Below are 19590 nucleotides of genomic sequence, written 5' to 3'. Positions count from 1 at the left end.
GACTGCTTGGCCGATCCGGACTGCGGGTGTCACCCCTCGCCCTCGGCGCCGCGACGTTCGGCGACGAGTGGGGCTGGGGCGCCACCAAGGACGAGGCCCGCCGCATGTTCGACACCTATGTCGATCGGGGTGGCAACTTCGTCGACACCGCCGACGTCTACACCGACGGCACCTCCGAGGTGCTCGTCGGTGAGTTCGCCCGGCACCGCCGTGACAGCCTCGTCATCGCGACGAAGTACTCGTCGATGACCGACCGGCGCGACCCCAACTCCGGCGGCGGCCCCCGCAAGAACATGATGACGTCGGTCGAGAGCAGCCTGCGCCGCCTCGGCACGGACCACGTCGACGTGCTCTACCTCCATGTCTGGGACGACATGACGCCGGTCGAGGAGACCCTGCGAGGCATGGACGACCTCGTGCGCCAGGGGAAGGTGCACTACGTCGCGATGTCGAGCGCGCCGGCCTGGCAGGTCTCGCGCATGCAGGCGATCGCCGACCTGCGCGGGTGGTCACCCCTGGTGGCCCTGCAGGTCGAGTACAACCTCCTGGACCGCACGCCCGAGCGCGACCTCGTCCCGATGGCACGGGAGATGGGTCTCGGTGTCGTCCCGTTCTCCCCGCTCGCCGGCGGGGTCCTGAGCGGGTCCTACAGCCGGTCCGACCTCGGGGCACCCGCATCCGAGGATGAGCCCGACGGGACCCGCCGCCACCTCAACCGCGCCCTGGGCACGGTCACCGAGCGCAACCTCGCGATCGCCGACGAGGTCCGCGACATCGCCCACGAGGTGGGCCGCTCGCCGGCCCAGGTCGCGCTGGCGTGGGTCCTGCACCGTCCCGGGGTCACCGCTCCGATCCTGGGCGCGCGCACGGTCGAGCAGCTGGAGGGCAACCTCGGCGCGCTCGAGGTCGACCTCGACCCCCAGCACCTGGACCGGTTGGAGACGGCGAGCGCGTTCGAGCTGGGCGCGCCGCACGCCCTGCTGGCCAGCGACCACATCCGAGCCGTCACGCGAGGCGACCTCGTCATCCAGGGCCGCGGCTGAGGGCGGGGCTCCCCCGACGGCGCCGGCCACGCTCGGCGCGCCGCTAGGGTCTCCCCCGTGGCCCGCGCCCCGAGACTGCTCCTGCTCGACACCGCCTCGATGTACTTCCGAGCCTTCTTCGGGATGCCGGAGTACGCCGCGCCGGACGGCACCAACGTCAACGCCGTGCGCGGGATGCTCGACTACGTCAGCCGCCTGGTGGAGCAGTACGAGCCCACCGACCTCGTCTGCTGCTGGGACGACGACTGGCGCCCGCAGTGGCGGGTCGACCTGATCCCGTCGTACAAGGCCCACCGGGTGGTCGAGGAGGTCGCGACGGCGCCCGACGTCGAGGAGGTGCCCGACCCGCTCGAGCTGCAGGTGCCCATCATCCGCGAGGTGCTGGAGGCCTTCGGCATCTGCGTGCTCGGGGCCCCGGGCTACGAGGCCGACGACGTCATCGGCACCCTGGCGACCGGTGCCGGCAAGGCCGTCGACGTCGTCACCGGCGACCGCGACCTCTTCCAGCTGGTCGACGACGACGCCGAGGGCGGCCCGGTCCGGGTCCTCTACATCGGCAAGGGGGTCGGCCGCCACGAGCGGGTGACCGAGGAGTGGGTGCGCGAGAAGTACGCCATCGAGGCCGGGCAGTACGCCGACTTCGCCACCCTCCGCGGCGACGCCTCCGACGGCCTGCCCGGGGTCGCCGGCGTGGGCGAGAAGACCGCGGCCAGCCTGCTGCAGAAGTACGGCGACCTCGACGGCGTCCGGGCCGCGGCCGAGGACCCCGCCTCGCCGCTGGGCCCCGGCCCGCGGGGCAAGATCAAGGCCGCGGCCGACTACCTCGCCGTCGCCCCGCAGGTCGTGGCCGTGGCCCGCGACCTCGACCTCGACCGCAGCCGCACCGCGCTGCCCGTCGAGCCCGCCGACCGCGAGCGGGTGACCGAGCTGGCCGAGCGCTGGGGCCTGGCCAACCCGGTCGAGCGCCTGACCGGCGTCCTGGCCGGCCTCGCCGGCTGAGGCCGTCGTGGAGCCCTTCGTCATCCACAGCTCGCAGACCAGCGGTCTGCGCTGGCTGCGCGGCGTCGCCGTCGGCTTCACCGTCTTCTCCGGTGCCATCGCCGTCGCCTGCGTCGTCGGCCTGCTGACCCGCGACCTGCCGGCCACGTCGGGCCTGTACGCCGCGGTCATCGGTGCGATGGCCGCCTACGGCGTCCTCGCCGGGGTGCGGTGGACCCGGGGGCTGCGCGGTGTCGCGGAGCCCGTCGAGGTCGCCCGGCTCGACGCGGAGGGCCTGCACCTGCACGAGGGCGCGGGCGTCCCCGACCTGCCCGACCGCGACGCGTGGACCACGGTCCCGTGGTCCTGGATCGCCTCGGTCACCCACAGCACCCTCGACCTGCGCACGGTGAAGGACCTCGGTGCCGAGGTGCCGCTGGAGGTGCTCCGGTTCACCGTCGCCGACGACCGGCTGCTCGAGCGGCCCCCGGTCCTCCGGCTGGAGCTCGAGGTCGCCGCGCGCCTGCTGTGCCTGACGCCGGGCCAGGCGCGCACGGCCTTGCTCGGCGAGGCCGGCGCGACGTCGTACGCCGATGCCGTGCGCTGGGTGCAGCAGCACCAGCCCCACCTGCCGACCCTCAGCGGCACCACGCTGCCGTGGTCCAACCGGGCCCAGCCCGACGCGTGGCCCGACAGCCCGCGCATCGCCGTCGTCGGCGCCTCGGGCCGCCTCGGCCGGGAGGTCCTGCGGGTGCTGGGGCGTCGCGAGAAGGCGCCCCCGGTGGCGCTCGCCCGCAACGAGGCCCACCGCTCCGAGCTCGAGCGGCTCGGCGCCGAGGTGCGGATGGTCGACCTCACCCAGGGGCCGCTCCCGGTCGGCGACGCGCTGCGCGACTGCACGGCCGTCGTCCACCTGGCGCCCACCGGGCTGGACGCGGTCGTCGAGTCCGCCGACCGGGCCGGCGTCAGCCGGCTGCTGGTGGTGCCGGCCGGCCCCGACGCCCAGCAGCAGGTCGGCCTGGCCGCGGCCAGCGGGCTGCACTGGACCGCGTTCGTGCCGTCCGCGCTCACCGACGCCGCCCCGACCGGCCAGGTCGCGCTCGGCGAGGGGGTGGTGCCGGGGCCGGTGCCGCGCACCGACCTCGCCGAGGTGCTGGTCGCGGCGATCCGCGACTTCGACTCCGTCGGCGCCGCCTGGCCCATCGCGGGCGCCCGGGCCGACGAGGGCACGGGCTCCTCCGGCGGGGTGACCGCCGAGGGGTGAGGGCTCCGCACCGGGCCCGTGGCTAGCGTCGAGGACATGAGTCGAGTCGCTGTCGTCGGGGGCCACGGCCAGGTGGCCCAGCACCTGCTGTCCGAGCTGCGTCGTACCGGTCACGAGCCGGTCGCGCTGGTCCGCAAGGAGGAGTACCGCGAGGAGCTGGAGGCGCTCGGCGCCGAGGTCCGGCTCCTCGACATCGAGCAGCAGGAGGCGCCGGCGTTCGCCGAGGCCTTTGCGGGCTGCGACGCGGTGGTCTTCGCCGCCGGCGGCGGGCCTGACGGGAGCATCGAGCGCAAGCGCACCGTCGACCTCGGCGGGTCGGTGAAGTCGATCGAGGGCGCGCACAGCGCCGGCGTGCGCCGGTTCGTGCAGATCTCGGCCATCGGCGTCGACGACCCGCTGCCCGACGACACCGACGACGTCTGGCGCGCCTACGTCGAGGCCAAGCGCGACGCCGACGCGGCCCTGCGCGACTCCGACCTCGACTGGACGATCATCCGGCCCGGCAAGCTCACCGACGACGAGGCGACGGGCCGCGTCGCGCTCGGGCCCGACGTGGAGCGGGGCGAGGTCACCCGCGCCGACGTGGCCGCCGTGGTGGCCGCGGTGATCGGGGAGAGCGACACCGTCGGGCAGCAGTGGGACCTCGTGGGCGGCGACGTGCCGGTCGCCGAGGCCGTGCGCCCCCGCTGACCGCCCCTCCCGCCGTACGACGACGCCCCCGCGACCGTGGTCGCGGGGGCGTCGTGCGTGGTGGCGCGGGGGCTCAGGTCGAGAAGAACAGGCTGCCGAAGCCGCGCTGGCGGTGGTGGCCGTGCTGGTAGTGCGGCTGCTGGTGGCCCTGGTGCTGCCACTGCGGGGCCGGCTGGTAGCCGGCGGGCTGCTGGTAGCCCTGCTGCGGCTGGGCGTAGCCCTGCTGGGCCGGCGGCGGCGCGGCCGGTGCGGCCTGCTGCCACTGCGCCTCGGCGCGCTCGACGGCCTCGAGCTCGCCGTAGTCGAGGAAGATGCCGCGGCAGTTGTCGCACTGCTCGATCTGGACGTTGGCCCGGGTGTAGGTGCGCATCATCCCGGGGCACTTCGGACACTTGAAGTTGCTCACGTGCTTGCCTCCTGCAGGAAGGGGCGCCCTGGGGCGAGGGCCTCAGAGCGGTCCCGGGACGCTACCACCGGCCGCGATCCGGCGGCAGGCCTCGACGAGCAGCCGGCGCGGCAGGTCGTCGTCGGCAGGCAGCCCACCCCGGCCCAGCAGCCCGCGGGCCGCGGTCTGCACCGTGAGCGCCCGCGCCGCGGGCTCGAGCTCGGGCCACGGCCCGCGCGGGTCGGTGGTGAGCGGCCCCCCGGCGTCGGCGTACCCACCGAGGAGCGAACCCCACTCCTGCTCGCCGACCAGGCCGGTGAGGAACCACGCCGCCGGCCGCGCCAGGTCCCACGCGGACACCCCCACGCCGAGGTCGTCGACGTCGAGGAGCACCAGGCCCGCACCCGCGTCGACGAGCTGGCCGAGGTGCACGTCGCCGTGCACCAGCACCGGCCCGTGCACCGACGACGGCCACGGAGCCTGCCCGCAGGTCCAGGGCGCGAGCGTGGCGGCCGCGGCGAGCACCGCCCGCGCGTCCTCGTCGTCGCGGCCGGTCCGCCGCAGCGCCTCGACCGACCGGGCGACCCGGTCGGGACCGGCCGCCGCCAGTCCCCCCGCCTCCTCCGGCTCGCGGCGGTGCAGGCGGGCGAGCAGCCCACCCAGCCCCCGCCACGGCGCGGCGTCGGGGTCCTCGCGGTCCAGCGGCACGCCGCGTGGCCACACGGTGACCGCCCGACCCCCCTCGACCGCGACGTACGGCGCCAGGTCGGCGCCCGGCAGGGCGACGGGTGCGAGCAGCTCGGGCAGCCGCGCAGCCAGGGCGGCGCGGGCCGCGACGACCGCCGGGGCGTCCCCGGCGCGGTGGGCCTTGACCACGACGTCCCCCACCGCGACGACCACGGTGCGGTCGTGGTCCGCCAGGACGACCGGTGCGGTGGCGTGTGGGGCACCGGCCCGGCGGGCAAGGGACGCGAGTCGTCCGAGCAGGTCCGGACCTGCGCCCGTCGACGACGTCACTGGGCCATGATGGCCGAGCCCACCCCCGCCCACCCCCGCACCCACCCCCGCACCCACCCCCGCACCCACCCGAGGAGCACGCCGCCGATGGTCGTCCTGCAGTCGAACTGGACCAGCGCCGAGGAGGCCCGCGAGCAGGGCCGCGCCCTGCGCGACACGACCCCGCTCGACGTCCACGCCGGCTGGAGCCCGCCCGCGGTGCGCCCGTCCGTCACGGAGTTCCTGGCCGACCGCAACGTCGGGCGGATGCCCGAGCTGCTGCCCATCGGCCACGGCCGGATGGCGGCGAGCGCCTTCTCGTTCTACCGGGGGTCGGCGGGCCTGATGGCCCACGACCTGGTCGGCTGCCCGGTCACCGGCCTCGACGCCCAGATCTGCGGTGACGCGCACGCGGCCAACTTCGGCCTCTACGGGACGCCGTCGGGCCGGATCATCATCGACATCAACGACTTCGACGAGACCGTGCGCGGCCCGTGGGAGTGGGACCTCAAGCGCCTGGCCACCAGCCTGGTGCTGGCCGGCCGCACCGGCAGCAACGTCGGAGACAAGGCGAGCCGCAAGGCCGCGCGCGACTCGGCGAAGGCCTACCGCAAGGCCTGGAAGAACCTCGCCGCCCAGCCGTTCGTCGACTCCTGGGCCGCGCTCGGTGACGAGGACACCATCGCCGAGGCCGAGGCGGAGGCGCTGTTCGACGACTTCCAGGAGGCCGCCGACGAGGCCGCCCGCAACACCAGCGAGAAGGTCGCCCGCAAGAACACCGAGCGGCTCGACGACGGCACCTGGCGGTTCGTGGCCAAGCCGCCCGTGCTGACGCCGGTCTCGGAGGAGGTCAGGCAGGCCGTCTTCGACGCGCTGCCCGCCTACTACGGCACCCTGCGCCGCTCCTCCCAGCCGCTGGCGCAGCGCTACCGGCCGCGCGACGTCGCGATGCGCGTCGTCGGCACCGGCAGCGTCGGCATGCGCGCCTACGTCGTGCTCATGGAGGGCAACGAGGACGAGGCCCTCATCCTGCAGGTCAAGCAGGCAGGCCCGTCCGCACTGGCGCCGTACCTGCCCGACCACGGGCCCTCCGGCGGCGAGGCGCACGAGGTCGTCGGGCACGTCGAGGGCCACGCCGAGCGGATCGTGCTCGGCGCCCGCCGGGTGCAGGCCGAGACCGACCAGCTGTTCGGCTGGGCCGACGTCGCCGGCACGCCCTACATCGTGCGCCAGTTCCGCAACCGCAAGGGCTCCATCGACGCCTCGCTCCTCACCGCCGACCACCTCGACGACTACGCCCGCCTGGTCGGCGCGCTCCTGGCCCGCGCCCACAGCCGCACCCTCGACCCGCGGGTCATGGACGGCTACCTGCGCAAGGGCAAGGAGTTCGACGAGGCCCTCGCCGACTTCGCCACGACGTACGCCGCGCAGGTCGAGACCGACCACGCCGAGATGCTCGACCTCATCGCCGACGGCACCGTGGACGCCGACACCACCGTCTGAGGCCCTCCCCCACGCTGGCCCGTCGTCGATCCACGACGGGCCGGCGTGCTCGGACCTCAGTCGTCGGCGAGGCCCGAGTAGGCGACCACGCCGCGCTTGACCTTGGCGACCACCTCGCGCGCCGTGCGCCGCAGCGGGGTGTCGCCGGCGGCGTCGGCGACCTGGCCCGCCAGGTCGAGCAGCTGCTTGGTCCAGCGCACGAAGTCACCGGCCGACAGGTCGGAGTCGCGGAGCAGGTCGTCGAGGTCGTCGCCCTCGGTCCAGCGGAACGCCTGCCAGGCGAAGCCCACGTCAGGCGGGCGCAGGAACGTGAGGTGGTGCTCCTTCTCGAGCGTGTCGAGCTCGGCCCACAGCCGGCGGGTGGCCTCCAGGGCCTGGCCCGTCCGGCCGCCGGGCACCCGCGGCAGCGCGTTCTCGTCGGCGCGGCGGGTCTCGTAGACCAGCGCCGAGAGCGCGGCGGCGAGCCCGGCGGCGGGCAGGCCGTCCCAGAGCCCGAGCCGCAGCGCCTCGGCCGCGACGAGGTCCATCTCGCCGTACAACCGCATCAGCCGGCGGCCGCGGTCGGTGACCTCCTCGCCGTCGAGGTAGCCGAGCGCGGTCAGCACCTCGCACACCCGGTCGAACTGCCGGGCCACGGTGTTGGTGCGCTGCTCGATGCGGCGCCGCAGGGTGTGGGCGTCCCGGTCGAGCTTGAAGTACCGCTCGGCCCAGCGGGCGTGGTCCTCGCGCTCGGGGCAGCGGTGGCACGGGTGGGCCTTCATCTGCTCCCGCAGCGCCTCGACCTCGGGGTCGGCGCCGGCGCGGCCACCACCCCCGGCGCGGGCCGAGCGGGAGTCGGGCGGGGTGAGGGTGTGCGTGCGCTCGCGCAGCGCAGCGGCGAGGTCGCGGCGCATCTGCGGGTTGCGCCCGGTGAAGCTCTTCGGCACCTTCATCCGGGTCAGCGCCGCCACCGGCACCGGGAAGTCGATCATCGCGAGCCGGCGCGCCTGCCGGTCGGCCGTGACGACCATCGGGCGGGGGTTGTCGGGCGACCACCCGGGGTCGACGACCACGGCGTACCCGGCGAACTTGCCGGCCGGCACCGAGATGACGTCACCGACCTTGAGGTGGCGCAGCGACTCCACGACCTCGTCGCGGCGGTCGCTGCGCCGCGACCGGCTCGAGGACTTCTCGAGGTCGTTGATGCGGCGGCGCAGCCCGGCGTACTCCATGAAGTCGCCGAGGTGGCAGGTGGCGGCCTCGGCGTAGCCGGCGAGCGCGTCGTCGCTCTTGGCCAGCTGGCGGGCCAGCCCGACGACGGCCTTGTCGGCCTGGAACTGGGCGAAGGACTGCTCCAGCAGCTCCCGCGAGCGCTCCCGGCCGTACTGGTGGACCAGGTTGACGGCCATGTTGTACGACGGCCGGAACGACGACCGCAGCGGGTAGGTGCGGGTCGAGGCCAGCCCGGCGAGGTCGCGCGGGTTGGTGCCGGGCTGCCACAGCACGACGCCGTGGCCCTCGACGTCGAGCCCGCGCCGTCCGGCTCGCCCGGTGAGCTGGGTGTACTCCCCCGGCGTGATGTCGGCGTGGGTCTCGCCGTTCCACTTCGAGAGCTTCTCGATGACCACCGTGCGGGCCGGCATGTTGATGCCGAGGGCGAGGGTCTCGGTGGCGAACACGACCTTGCACAGCCCCCGCAGGTAGAGCTCCTCGACGACCTGCTTGAACGCCGGCAGCAGGCCGGCGTGGTGGGCCGCGACGCCGCGTGAGAGCCCCTCGAGGAAGTCGTGGTAGCCGAGCACGTGCAGGTCGTCGGACGGCAGGTGGCGGCAGGCGCCCTCGACGTAGGTGATGATCTCGTCGCGCTCGTCGGGCGTCGTCAGGTGGACCCCGGCGGACAGGCACTGCTGCACCGCCGCGTCGCAGCCGGCCCGGCTGAAGACGAAGACGATGGCCGGCAGCAGCCGCTCGCGGTCGAGCCGCTCGATGACGTCGGTGCGGCTGGGGATCCAGACCCTCCGGCCGTTGCCGACCTGGCGCGACCCCGGCGCGCCGCGGCGCTGGCCCTTCGGCACCCGACGGTCCTTGATCCGGCTGGCCGCCCAGTCGTCGCGGGCGACCTTCATCAGCTCCTCGTTGACCGGGGCGCCCTCCTTGACGAACCCCGCGGCCGCGTCGACGTCGGAGGAGGCGAACAGGTCGAGCAGGCGCCGACCGACCATCACGTGCTGGTAGAGCGGCACGGGACGGCGCTCCTCCACGATGGTCGTGGTCTCGCCGCGCACCGTGGCCAGCCACTCCCCGAACTCCTCGGCGTTGGAGACCGTCGCCGACAGCGAGACGACGGTGACCGACTCGGGCAGGTGGATGATGACCTCCTCCCAGACCGCGCCGCGGTTGCGGTCGGCGAGGTAGTGCACCTCGTCCATCACCACGAACCCGAGGCCGATGAGGGTGCGCGAGCCGGCGTACAGCATGTTGCGCAGCACCTCGGTGGTCATCACGACCACCGGCGCCTCGCCGTTGACCACGTTGTCGCCGGTGAGCAGGCCGACGTTCTCGGGGCCGTAGCGGGCCACGAGGTCGTGGTACTTCTGGTTGCTCAGCGCCTTGATCGGCGTGGTGTAGAACGCCTTGCGCCCGGTCGCCAGGGCCAGGTGGATGGCGAACTCGCCGACGATCGTCTTGCCCGAGCCGGTCGGTGCCGCGACGAGCACGCCGCGGCCCTCCTCGATCTCCCGGCAGGCGCGCTGCTGGAAGTCGTCGAGCGGGAAGTCGTAGTGGGCGGCGAAGTCGTGCAGCACCGGGTGGCGGGCGCTGCGGCGCGAGGCGGCGTAGCGCTGCGCCGCGGTCATCTCCTCGACGGGGTCGTGCGTGGTCACGCGAGCACCTCCAGGGCGGCCGGGACGGCCTCGACGGTCAGCGGCAGCGGCCCGAACCGCTCGCCGTCGGCGTACCCGACGACGCCGGCGGCCGCGACGGTCACCCGGCGCACCCGGTGCCGCTCGAACTGCGGGTGCGTCGTGTGGGTGCCGCGGAACAGCCGGGGGTAGGTCCGCACCAGCTCGGGCTTGCTGATCGGCTTGATGACGACGACGTCGAGCAGGCCGTCGTCGGCCCGGGCGCCCTCGGCGATGCGCAGCCCGCCGCCGAACGAGGGGCCGTTGCCGACCGCGACCAGCATGGCGTCGGTGCGGTGCTCGCGGCCGTCGAGGTCGAGCACGTAGGACAGGGGGGAGAACGTGCGCAGCTCGCGCACGGTGGCCAGGTTGTAGCGCATCTGGCCGCGCGGCCAGGTCATCTGGTTGGCGCGCTCGTTGACCACGGCGTCGAAGCCGGCGGCCAGCACGGTGGCGTAGTAGCGCCCGCCGGCCCGGGCCAGGTCGAGGGTGCGGCGGCGGCCGGTGGCCAGGGCGTGGACGACGCGGTCGGCGGCGGCGAGCGGGTCGCGACGCCGCAGCCCGAGGAGCCGGGCCACATCGTTGCCGGTGCCGGCCGGCACCAGGCCGAGCGGGGTCGCGGTGGTGGCCACGGCCTGCAGGGCGACGTTGACCATGCCGTCACCGCCGACCACCACCAGCGCGTCGACGCCGTCGCGCACCGCGCCGCGGGCCAGGTCGTGGGCCTCGTCGACGTCGGCGCCCACGAGGGAGCGGACCGCGAGGCCGGCGGCCGCGAACCGCGGTCGGACGACGTCGACGGACTGCACCGCACGACCCTTGCCGGCCGCGGGGTTGACGAGCAGCGCGATCTCACGACGCTGGTGCCCACTCACCCGCCGAGCCTAGCCAGGAGGGGCTGACCGGCGCCGACCGGCGCCGCCGGCGCCGCCCGGGTCCCCTCAGCGACCCAGCCGCAGCAGCACGGCGTACGACGCCGGGTCGGCGCCCAGGGCCCGGGCCAGCCGGGCGACCACGTCGAGGACCAGGTCGGCGGAGAAGCCGGAGCCGGGGACGAGCAGGGTGAGCCGGTCGCCCTGGGAGACGAGGTGCACCTGGCCGTGGCGCCACGCCTGGTGGGCGCACGAGCGGGCGGCGTCGTCGGCGACCGGCGCCGGGTAGGCGTCGTCGACCGCGAGGAGGTCGCACACGACGTCCTCGTGGCCGTCGACGACGAGGCGCCCGTGCACCAGCGGGCCGTCGAGGCCGTCGTCGGCCCGCCACACGACGGCAGCGGTGCCGAGGTGGTCGGGCAGGTCGAACGGGTCGACCGGGTCGCCCGTGGGCGGGCGGATCACGACCGGGTCCGCATCAGGCCCGCATCAGATCGGCGAGAGCTGGTCGTCGTCCCACTGGTCGGTGCCGGTCTGCCGCCGGCCGCGGATGCGGTCGACCCAACGGGCGATGACCTCGGCCACGAGGAAGAGCACCAGCATCGGCAGGGCCAGCATGATCATCGAGAACGGGTCGGTCGACGGGGTCGCGACCGCGGCGAAGACGAACGTGCCGAGGATGATCCAGGCCCGGTAGCGGCCCAGCGCCTTGCCGGAGACGATGCCGGCGAGGTTGAGCATGATGACGAACAGCGGGATCTCGAAGGCGATGCCGAAGACGAGCAGCATGCGGGTCAGGAAGCTGAAGTACTCCCCGAATTCGACGAGGTTGGCCAACCCGTCGGGGGTGAAGCCGATGAGGACCTCGAGACCCTTGGGGAGCACGTAGTAGCCGGTGGCCACGCCGACGAAGAAGAGCGGGCCGGCGATGGCGCTGAACAGCCGGGTCCACTTCTTCTCGTTGGGGTGCAGCCCCGGCATGATGAACGCCCAGATCTGGTAGAGCCAGAAGGGGCTGGAGATCACCAGGGCCGCGACGCCGCACAGCTTGAGCTGCAGCATGAGCGGACCAGTTGCGCCCTTGACGTAGGCGCTGGTCTGCGTCGTGGCCCCCAGCGCCTGCTGGGCGTCGTTGTAGGGCTGGAGCACGATGTCGAGCAGCTCGTCGTAGAAGAAGAGCATCACCGAGAAGGCGACGACGAGGAAGACGATGCAGCGCAGGATGCGCGCCCGCAGCTCGCGCAGGTGGTCGCTGAGGGCCATCCGCCCGTCAGCACCGACGTCGTGCTGCGGGCGGGCGGAGAAAAGGCCGAGGACTCCGGTGACGGACACCGTCGTTCAGTCCGGCGGGGCGGCCGGCGTCAGGCCGGGTCGCTGCGGCGGGTCGACTCGGGGGTGTCGACCTGCTCGGCGGTCACGGAGCCCGGGAGCTCGGCCGAGGTGCCGCCCTCGGGCCGGGTGCCGTCCTTCTTGTCGTCGTCGTCATCCATCAGGCCCTTGGTCTCGGCCTTGAAGATGCGCAGCGCGCGGCCGCTGCCGCGGGCCAGCTCGGGCAGCTTGGCCGCACCGAAGAGCAGGATGATCACACCGAAGATGATCAGGAGCTCAGTGGTGCCCAGTCCGCCGATGGCGAGCGTGTTCATGAGAGTCCTCACGTGGTGGGAATCGGTCTTCCGGAGTCTACGCCGCCCACCCCGAAGTAGAGACCCAGCGTCTCCTGGGCCGCGGCTGTGAGGTCGGCGCCCCACGCGACCGGGTGCACGACCGCGGCGTGGGGGGCCAGCCGCAGCAGCAGCTTGGTCAGCCAGCGCCGGTCGGCCACGAGCAGGTCGACGTCGACCGATCCCGGCTCGGCCGGGTCGTCGACGGGGCGCACGTCCTCGACCGGGTAGTACTCGGTCACCCACCGCGCCGCGGGCGCCAGGCGCAGCGTCACCCGGGTGACGTCGTCGGCGCGGGCGAAGATGCCGTCGGCCAGGTCGCGCGGCGCGGCCGGCTCGGAGGTGACCGGCGTGTCGAGCACGGTGGCCGAGGCGATCCGGTCGAGGCGGAACAGGCGCGGAGCCTCGGCGGAGTGGCACCAGGCGTCGAGGTAGGTGTGGCCGTCGCGGTGCACCATGCCCCGCGGGTCGACCGTGCGGTGCGAGACCTCGTCGCGGGCCGGCACGTAGTAGTCCATCTCGACCTGGACACCGCGGCGGCAGGCCTCGGCCAGCCGGCGCTCGAGGGCACGGGTGCTGGCCGGCGTCGGCTCGGGCGTGGCGTCGACCAGTCCGGGCGCGAGGCCCGGCGCCCCGGTCGGTCCGGCCGCGGCCGCCCGCTCGAGCTTGGCCAGCACCCGGTCGACGATCTCGGCCGTCTCGGGGGCGGCCCCGGCCCGCAGTGCGCGGAGGGCGACGATCATGGCCGAGGCCTCGACGGCGTCCAGGCGCAGGGGCCGGGCGAGGTAGTCGGCGTTGCTGACCGAGACGACGGCGTCACCCTGGGCCCGGCCGCGCTCGTCGACGAGCGCGTCGAGGTCGACGTCGATCAGCTCGTCGGGGTACCCGCCCGGGAGGCCGCACATGAAGAGGACCTTGAGGTCACGCAGCAGCACCTCGGGTGTCACGCCGAGCGCCTCGGCGGCCTCGGCCAGCCGCACCGAGCCGCGGGAGTGCAGGTAGGGCACCAGGGTGAGCAGGCGCGCGACCTGGTCCTTGGCACCCGAGCCGGCCGGGGTCACCGGTCCCCCACCGGACCCTCGCCCGCCAGCACGCCACGCAGCCGGCCCACGACCTCGTCGCGCAGCCGCTCCGGCGACTCGACGACGACGGCACCCGAGAGGCCGAGGACCTCGTCGGCGATGCCGACCGAGGCCCGGAGCAGGGTGAGCCGGTCCCACCCCTCGGTGCCGTCGGGACCCGGTACGCCGGGCTCGGTGCGGTCGGCCGCCCGCCGCAGCGGGAGGGCGGCGCCGGTGCGCACCAGCAGCACGACGGGCTCGGTGGACAGGGCGGGCGCCAGGCGCCGGGTCACCGCCGAGACGTCGGTGCCCTCGGGGATGGCGTAGGCGCCGGGCGGCCCGACCTTGACGGCCTCCCCCTGGACCCGGGACAGCCGGAAGACCCGCTCTGCATCGCGGTCGAGGTCGTGGCCGACGACGTACCAGCGGCCGGAGTAGCGGGTGACGCCCCAGGGCTGGAGCCGCCGGCGCGTGGTGCTGTCGGACCCGCTGCGCCGGTAGTCGAACTCCACCGCGGAGCGCTCGAGGATGGCCTCGAAGAACACGTCGAACGCCGGCTCGTCGGCCGGCAGGCGGGGCTGGGCGATGTCGAGCGCGCCGAGGTCGATGTCGGCCCCGGCGGCGGTGAGCTTGCGGACGGCCTCGGTGGTGGCGCGGGCCATCCGCTGGTGGTCCCAGACCCGGGTGGCCAGGCCGACCACGGCCGCCTCGTCGGCGGTGAGGTCGACCTCGGGCAGCGCGAACTCGTCGGGCTTGACCCGGTAGCCGGGCTCGTCGTCGAAGTAGGCGTCGATCTGGCCCACCTCGACCGGGACACCGAGGCTGCGCAGCTCCTCCTTGTCACGGTCGAACATCTTCTCGAACGCCTCGTCGGAGGCGTCGGCGTAGAGGATCTCGCGGATGCGCGACTTGGGGACGAGCCGGGTGGAGACCAGCAGCATGATGAGCAAGTTGAGCAGCCGCTCGCTCTTGGCCGCGGTCATCGGTCCCCGCTCCCGGGTGTGCTCAGACCGCGGCCAGGATGTCGACGACGAAGTAGAGCGTCGAGTTCTTCGGGATGCCCGGCTGCTCCTGCTCGGCGTACCCCTTGGCGGGCGGGATGCGCATGATGACCCGGCTGCCGACCTTCTTGCCGACGAGCACCTCGTCCCAGCCGGCGACGACGTTGCCGAGGCCGATCGGCGTCGAGATGGGCTCGCGGTCGGCGCCAAAGCTGGAGTCGAAGGGCTCGGCGCCGTCGAAGACCTGGCCGATGTAGTCGGCGACGATGAGGTCGCCCTTCTGCACGGCCTCGCCCGTGCCCTGGCGGAGCTCGGCGGAGACGAGCTCGTCGTCGGCCGCGGGCTTGGTCAGGCCGCGGAAGTCGAGCCGCGCGATGCCCCCGCCACCGAAGACGACCCGCGGCGCCCAGGCCGGTCGGGCGCCCTCGCCGCCGTCGGGACCCGCGAGGACGGTGGTGTCCATGACGTCGACGACCATGACCAGGCCGTCGTCGTTGCCGATGCCGTCCTGGGCGAGCAGGGCGCCGAGGCCGGTGGTGTCCAGGCCCGGGAAGAACGCCGGGGAGTCACCGGTGATGACGATGCGGCTGCCCTTGGTCACGCCGGGCTTGACGTACTCGCGCAGCAGGTTGGCGATGACGTCGTCGAGCGAGGCGGGCTCGGGGTTCTCGGCGGCGCCGACGGTCACCTCGACGGCTGCGGCCTCCTCGCCGAAGGAGTCGATCGCGGTCGACTGGGTGTAGCCGTTGCCGATGGCGTAGTTGACGAAGGCCTTCTCGTCCTGGGCCAGCGCCGGTCCGGTGCCCTTGATGGTGGTCTCGGCCTCGAGGGCGCCCGCCGTCATCCGCTCCTCGAAGTCGATGGTCGCCGCGCCGATGCCGCCGTCGACCGTCACGGCGTCGAGCCGATCGGCGGACGGCAGGCCCGTGCCCGGCGTGGCCGAGCCTCCGCAGCCCGCGAGGGCGACGGACAGGACGAGCGAGGCCACGATCGTGGCGGTGGGGCGGGAGCCTCGGAGCACGGGTTTCAGACCTTCGGTACCGACGTCGGATGGGCAGTCCGGCCACGACGTGGGGACACGCGACGACCGGAGGCGTCGGAAGCCTACAAGGCCGACCCGAGCGGGCCCGCCTGCGGGCGGGGCCCTGTGGATCGCGGGCGCTACATCCCGTCGATGAGCCGCTGCACCCGGTCGTCGTAGGCCTTGAACGGGTCCTTGCACAGCACGGTGCGCTGGGCCTGGTCGTTGAGCTTGAGGTGGACCCAGTCGACGGTGAAGTCGCGGCGCTTCTCCTGGGCCTTGCGGATGAACTCGCCGCGCAGGCGGGCGCGGGTGTCCTGGGGCGGGACGGACTTGGCCTCGAAGATCTTGAGGTCGGTGGTGACCCGGGCGACCGAGCCGCGCTTCTCGAGCAGGTAGTAGAGGCCGCGGTTGCGGTGGATGTCGTGGTAGGCCAGGTCGAGCTGGGCGATCCGCGGGTGGCCGAGGGGCAGGCCGTGCTTGGCGCGGTAGCGGTCGATGAGCTTCCACTTGATGACCCAGTCGAGCTCGCGGTCGACCAGGCCCAGGTCGTCGGACTCGACGGCCTTGAGGCCGCGCTCCCACAGGTCGAGGGTGCGCTCGATCAGGGGCGTGCTGATCTGGCGGCGGTCGACGAAGTCGCGGGCCTTGGAGAGGTACTCGGCCTGGATGTCGAGCGCGCTCGCCTCGCGTCCGTTGGCCAGGCGCACCTTGCGGCGCCCGGTGACGTCGTGGCTGATCTCGCGGATGGCCCGGATCGGGTTCTCCATCGTGAGGTCGCGCATCACCACGCCCTCCTCGATCATCCGGAGCACCAGGTCGCAGCTGGCGACCTTGAGCATCGTCGTCGTCTCGCTCATGTTGGAGTCACCGACGATGACGTGCAGCCGGCGGTACTTCTCGGCGTCGGCGTGCGGCTCGTCGCGGGTGTTGATGATCGGGCGGCTGCGGGTGGTGGCGCTGGAGACGCCCTCCCAGATGTGCTCGGCGCGCTGGGAGACCGAGTACGACGCCCCGCGCGGGGTCTGGGTGACCTTGCCGGCACCCACGACGATCTGGCGCGTGACGAGGAACGGGATGAGCACGTCGGCCAGTCGGCTGAACTCCCCGGCGCGGCCGACCAGGTAGTTCTCGTGGCAGCCGTAGGAGTTGCCCGCGGAGTCGGTGTTGTTCTTGAACAGGTAGATCTCGCCGGCGATGCCCTCGTCGTGCAGGCGCTGCTCGGCGTCGAGGAGCAGTCCTTCGAGGACCCGCTCCCCCGCCTTGTCGTGGGCCACGAGCTCGGCGACGTCGTCGCACTCGGGCGTCGCGTACTCGGGGTGGCTGCCCACGTCGAGGTAGAGCCGCGCCCCGTTGCGCAGGAAGACGTTGCTGCTGCGGCCCCAGCTCACGACCTTGCGGAACAGGTAGCGCGCGACCTCGTCGGGGCTCAGCCGTCGCTGCCCCTTGAACGTGCACGTGACGCCGTACTCGTTCTCGATGCCGAAGATGCGCCGGTCCATGACTCGACCCTACGGGGCGGGTGGCCGGAACGGGTGGCATCCGAGGGGTGGTGTCATGTCCTCGGCGAGGGGCGGGTCAGAGCAGGCCGGCGTGGTCGAGGGCGAGGTAGGCCTGCTCCGTCGTGCCGAGCCGCCCGGTCGGCAGGCGCCGGCGCAGCTCGGCCACGTCGAGGAGCACCACGGCGATGTCCTCGAGCGCGTCGAGCTGCTGGTCGGCCTCGAGCCGCGCGCCACGGGCCAGCACCGTGTGGCGGGGCCGGGTGTGGCTCGGCGGGTCGACGGCCGCGACGTGCACGGCGTCGGTGGCGACGTACCCGGTCTCCTCGCGCAGCTCGCGCAGGCCGGCCGCCACCGGGTCCTCGCCGGGGTCGACGAGGCCGCCCGGCAGGCTGAGCACGACCCGGTCGGGACCGGGCCGGTACTGCTCGACCAGGACCACGCGGTCGTCGTCGGTCAGGGCGAGGACCGAGACCGTGGCCGGGTTGTCGTGGATGTCCCAGGTGGCCGTGCGCCCGTCGGGCAGGCGCAGCGGCCGCTTGAGGATGCGGACGAACCCGGCGTAGGCGACCTCGTCGTCCCCGGCGCGCGACCAGGCGCGCTGGTCGGGGTCGGTCACGAGGGAGGAGCGATGGGCGGCTCGCCCGTCGTCGGGTCCTCCAGCGGAGGCACCGACCCGCTGACCTGGTCGGTCGGGTCGCGGGGGTCGTCGACCGTCGGGGACGTGGGCGCCCGGCCGGCGTCACCGTCACCCTCGGCCGCCGGAGCCGGCGTGGCCGTGCCGCGGTCGCCGAGCAGGGCGTCGAGGCGGGCCGGCGAGAGCCGGGAGAACTTGCGCGTCTGGGTGCGGGTGCGGTCGAGCACCGCCACCTCGAGGTGGCCGGTCGGGATGACCCGGTCGCCGCTGTCGGAGTGGCCCAGCGCCTTGACCACGGCCCGGAGGACGTCGGCCAGCGGCGCGCCCGTCAGGTCGGCGTCCTTGAGCCCCTCGGAGACCGTCTCGACCTGGCCGCCCATGACCGCGAACCCGTGCTCGTCGGCCACCTGGCCGTCGTAGGTGAGGCGGAAGAGCTGGTCGTCGGCGGCGACGTCGCCGACCTCGCCCACGAAGATCTCGACCTCGTAGGGCTTCTCCCCGCCGCTGGAGAAGATCGTGCCGAGGGTCTGGGCGTAGGCGTTGGCCAGGCCGCGCCCGGTGACGTCGCGCCGGTCGTAGGCGTAGCCACGCATGTCGGCGAGCCGGACCCCCGCGATGCGGAGGTTCTCGAACTCGTTGTAGCGACCCACGGCGGCGAAGGCGATGCGGTCGTAGATCTCGGAGACCTTGTGCAGCGCCTGGGAGGGGTTCTCGGAGGCGAACAGCAGGCCGTCGGCGTACTGCGCGGCGACGACGGACCGGCCGCGCGCGATGCCCTTGCGCGCGAAGTCGGCCCGGTCCTTCATCAGCTGCTCGGGCGAGACGTAGAACGGGCTGCTCATCGGTGGGCACCTCCCTGCTCGACGCCGGCGTCGCGGGTCAGCTCGGCGGCCGGCCCGTCGGGCCGGACCATGCGGGCCCCGATGACGCGGTCGGCGATCGCGGCGACCTCGTCGTCGGCGAGCCGGCGGCCACCCTCGGGCGTGATGACGTGGACGACCGGGAAGATGCGGCGCATCAGGTCGGGTCCCCCGGTGGCGGAGTCGTCGTCGGCGGCGTCGTACAGCGCCTGGATGACGACCTCGGTGCAGCCGGCCTCGTCGAGGTCGTCGCGGTAGAGCTTCTTCAGCGCGCCGCGGGCGAACACCGAACCGGAGCCGACGGTGTGGAACGCGGTCTCCTCGTAGCGGCCGCCGGTGACGTCGTAGCTGAAGATGCGGCCCTGGTCGGCGCGCAGGTCGTAGCCCGCGAACAGCGGCACGACGGCGAGGCCCTGCATCGCCATGCCGAGGTTGCCGCGGATCAGCGTCGAGAGACGGTTGGCCTTGCCGTCCATCGACAGCGTCGAGCCCTCGATCTTCTCGTAGTGCTCGAGCTCGACCTGGAACAGCCGGACCATCTCGATGGCGAGGCCGGCCGTGCCGGCGATGCCGACCGCGGAGTACTCGTCGGCCGGGAAGACCTTCTGGATGTCGCGCTGGGCGATGACGTTGCCCATGGTCGCGCGCCGGTCACCGGCCAGCACGACGCCGCCGGGGAACGTGGCGGCCACGATGGTCGTGCCGTGCGGCGCGATGTCACCGTGCCCGGCCCCGCCTCCGGTCGCCGGCAGCTCGCGGCGCAGCGGCATCAGCTCGGGTGCCTGCTCGGCCACGAAGTCGCTGAACGACGCGCTGCCCGGGCGCAGGTAGGCCGCGGGCAGGCGCGGGTCGGGATGACTCACTGGCCGCCCTTCTGGATGAACGACTTCACGAAGTCCTCGGCGTTGGACTCCAGCACCTCGTCGATCTCGTCGAGGATGTCGTCGACGTCGCTGTCGAGGGTCTCCTTGCGCTCGGCGACGTCGGTCTCCGGCGCGGTCTCGGTGACCTCCTCGGTCTCCTGCGACTTGCGCGGCTGCTTCTGCTCCTGGGCCATGTCCTCGACCCTATCGACCACCGGGGACGGTTTCGACGGGATCTAGGGGTGAGGCGGGTGGTCACGGCCGCCGCCGTGTCTTCCGGGGTCGGTGTGGTGGGGTGCGTCGGGTGGCCGCGCGGCAGGCCGCGTCTCGGCGATAAGGACGCCTGCGGCGCCGGCTCCGCCGGCCGCTTCGCGGTC

20 protein-coding genes are annotated in these 19590 nt (G+C 73.7%); 5 read left to right on the top strand and 15 right to left on the bottom strand.

Annotated features, from left to right (window positions below; genetic code table 11):
• The first annotated feature begins 26 nt into the window (after positions 1 to 26).
• From FJQ57_RS19120 to FJQ57_RS19105, 4 genes are read left to right on the top strand one after another with little or no spacing between them, the layout of a single operon-like run.
• Complete coding sequence (locus tag FJQ57_RS19120) at positions 27 to 1043, top strand: aldo/keto reductase (protein ID WP_246081906.1); 1017 nt, start codon at positions 27 to 29, stop codon at positions 1041 to 1043.
• Positions 1044 to 1100: 57 nt separating this feature from the next.
• Positions 1101 to 2042 carry a 5'-3' exonuclease gene (locus FJQ57_RS19115; RefSeq protein ID WP_281284295.1) on the top strand — a complete coding sequence of 314 codons (942 nt, stop codon included), beginning with the start codon at positions 1101 to 1103 and terminating at the stop codon, positions 2040 to 2042.
• Between the two features lie 7 nt (positions 2043 to 2049).
• Positions 2050 to 3285, top strand: coding sequence for an SDR family oxidoreductase (locus tag FJQ57_RS19110; RefSeq protein WP_139983393.1), 1236 nt, complete (start codon positions 2050 to 2052; stop codon positions 3283 to 3285).
• Positions 3286 to 3321: 36 nt separating this feature from the next.
• A complete protein-coding gene (locus tag FJQ57_RS19105) occupies positions 3322 to 3975 on the top strand; it encodes an SDR family oxidoreductase (protein ID WP_139983392.1) in 654 nt (217 codons plus the stop codon).
• Between the two features lie 73 nt (positions 3976 to 4048).
• Here FJQ57_RS19105 and FJQ57_RS19100 read toward each other — a convergent pair whose 3' ends face one another.
• Both FJQ57_RS19100 and FJQ57_RS19095 read right to left on the bottom strand, forming a co-directional pair.
• Positions 4049 to 4381 carry a TFIIB-type zinc ribbon-containing protein gene (locus FJQ57_RS19100; protein ID WP_246081905.1) on the bottom strand — a complete coding sequence of 111 codons (333 nt, stop codon included), beginning with the start codon at positions 4379 to 4381 and terminating at the stop codon, positions 4049 to 4051.
• Between the two features lie 42 nt (positions 4382 to 4423).
• Positions 4424 to 5260 (bottom strand): phosphotransferase family protein, encoded by an 837-nt coding sequence (locus tag FJQ57_RS19095; RefSeq protein WP_139983390.1) that lies wholly within the window; start codon positions 5258 to 5260, stop codon positions 4424 to 4426.
• Between the two features lie 9 nt (positions 5261 to 5269).
• Between FJQ57_RS19095 and FJQ57_RS19090 the strand changes: the two genes are divergently transcribed.
• Positions 5270 to 6859, top strand: coding sequence for a DUF2252 domain-containing protein (locus FJQ57_RS19090; protein WP_246081904.1), 1590 nt, complete (start codon positions 5270 to 5272; stop codon positions 6857 to 6859).
• Between the two features lie 56 nt (positions 6860 to 6915).
• Here the strand turns inward: FJQ57_RS19090 and FJQ57_RS19085 are convergent, their stop codons facing one another.
• The 13 genes from FJQ57_RS19085 to FJQ57_RS19025 form a co-directional block, all read right to left on the bottom strand.
• Positions 6916 to 9693: a DEAD/DEAH box helicase gene (locus FJQ57_RS19085; protein ID WP_139983640.1), complete on the bottom strand. Its 2778-nt coding sequence runs from the start codon at positions 9691 to 9693 to the stop codon at positions 6916 to 6918.
• Positions 9694 to 9716: 23 nt separating this feature from the next.
• Positions 9717 to 10613, bottom strand: coding sequence for a diacylglycerol kinase family protein (locus tag FJQ57_RS19080; RefSeq protein ID WP_211349141.1), 897 nt, complete (start codon positions 10611 to 10613; stop codon positions 9717 to 9719).
• A gap of 66 nt (positions 10614 to 10679) precedes the next feature.
• A complete protein-coding gene (locus tag FJQ57_RS19075) occupies positions 10680 to 11075 on the bottom strand; it encodes a hypothetical protein (RefSeq protein WP_139983388.1) in 396 nt (131 codons plus the stop codon).
• Between the two features lie 24 nt (positions 11076 to 11099).
• Positions 11100 to 11942, bottom strand: coding sequence for a twin-arginine translocase subunit TatC (gene tatC, locus FJQ57_RS19070; RefSeq protein WP_139983386.1), 843 nt, complete (start codon positions 11940 to 11942; stop codon positions 11100 to 11102).
• Between the two features lie 29 nt (positions 11943 to 11971).
• Positions 11972 to 12253 carry a Sec-independent protein translocase subunit TatA gene (gene tatA / locus FJQ57_RS19065; RefSeq protein ID WP_139983384.1) on the bottom strand — a complete coding sequence of 94 codons (282 nt, stop codon included), beginning with the start codon at positions 12251 to 12253 and terminating at the stop codon, positions 11972 to 11974.
• A gap of 8 nt (positions 12254 to 12261) precedes the next feature.
• The gene (locus FJQ57_RS19060; protein ID WP_139983382.1) at positions 12262 to 13332 is read right to left on the bottom strand and encodes a helix-turn-helix transcriptional regulator; all 1071 of its coding nucleotides are present in this window, start codon (positions 13330 to 13332) and stop codon (positions 12262 to 12264) included.
• On the bottom strand, positions 13329 to 14315 hold the full coding sequence (locus tag FJQ57_RS19055) for a helix-turn-helix transcriptional regulator (RefSeq protein ID WP_139983380.1): 987 nt from the start codon (positions 14313 to 14315) through the stop codon (positions 13329 to 13331). The genes FJQ57_RS19060 and FJQ57_RS19055 overlap by 4 nt, the downstream gene beginning before the upstream one ends.
• 22 nt (positions 14316 to 14337) lie before the next feature.
• Positions 14338 to 15354, bottom strand: coding sequence for an FKBP-type peptidyl-prolyl cis-trans isomerase (locus tag FJQ57_RS19050; RefSeq protein WP_139983378.1), 1017 nt, complete (start codon positions 15352 to 15354; stop codon positions 14338 to 14340).
• Positions 15355 to 15494: 140 nt separating this feature from the next.
• Positions 15495 to 16856 (bottom strand): Pup--protein ligase, encoded by a 1362-nt coding sequence (pafA, locus tag FJQ57_RS19045; protein WP_139983376.1) that lies wholly within the window; start codon positions 16854 to 16856, stop codon positions 15495 to 15497.
• A gap of 76 nt (positions 16857 to 16932) precedes the next feature.
• Positions 16933 to 17472, bottom strand: coding sequence for an NUDIX hydrolase (locus FJQ57_RS19040; RefSeq protein WP_139983374.1), 540 nt, complete (start codon positions 17470 to 17472; stop codon positions 16933 to 16935).
• On the bottom strand, positions 17469 to 18332 hold the full coding sequence (prcA, locus tag FJQ57_RS19035; RefSeq protein ID WP_139983373.1) for a proteasome subunit alpha: 864 nt from the start codon (positions 18330 to 18332) through the stop codon (positions 17469 to 17471). The genes FJQ57_RS19040 and prcA overlap by 4 nt, the downstream gene beginning before the upstream one ends.
• Positions 18329 to 19213, bottom strand: a complete 885-nt coding sequence (gene prcB / locus FJQ57_RS19030) for a proteasome subunit beta (RefSeq protein WP_246081903.1) — start codon at positions 19211 to 19213, stop codon at positions 18329 to 18331. Before prcB ends, prcA begins: the two co-directional genes overlap by 4 nt.
• Positions 19210 to 19407: a ubiquitin-like protein Pup gene (locus FJQ57_RS19025; RefSeq protein ID WP_139983371.1), complete on the bottom strand. Its 198-nt coding sequence runs from the start codon at positions 19405 to 19407 to the stop codon at positions 19210 to 19212. Before FJQ57_RS19025 ends, prcB begins: the two co-directional genes overlap by 4 nt.
• Positions 19408 to 19590 lie beyond the last annotated feature (183 nt).

The organism is Nocardioides litoris (genome assembly GCF_006346315.1).
Lineage (GTDB): Bacteria > Actinomycetota > Actinomycetes > Propionibacteriales > Nocardioidaceae > Nocardioides > Nocardioides litoris.
This window is presented reverse-complemented; position numbering and strand designations above follow the sequence as displayed.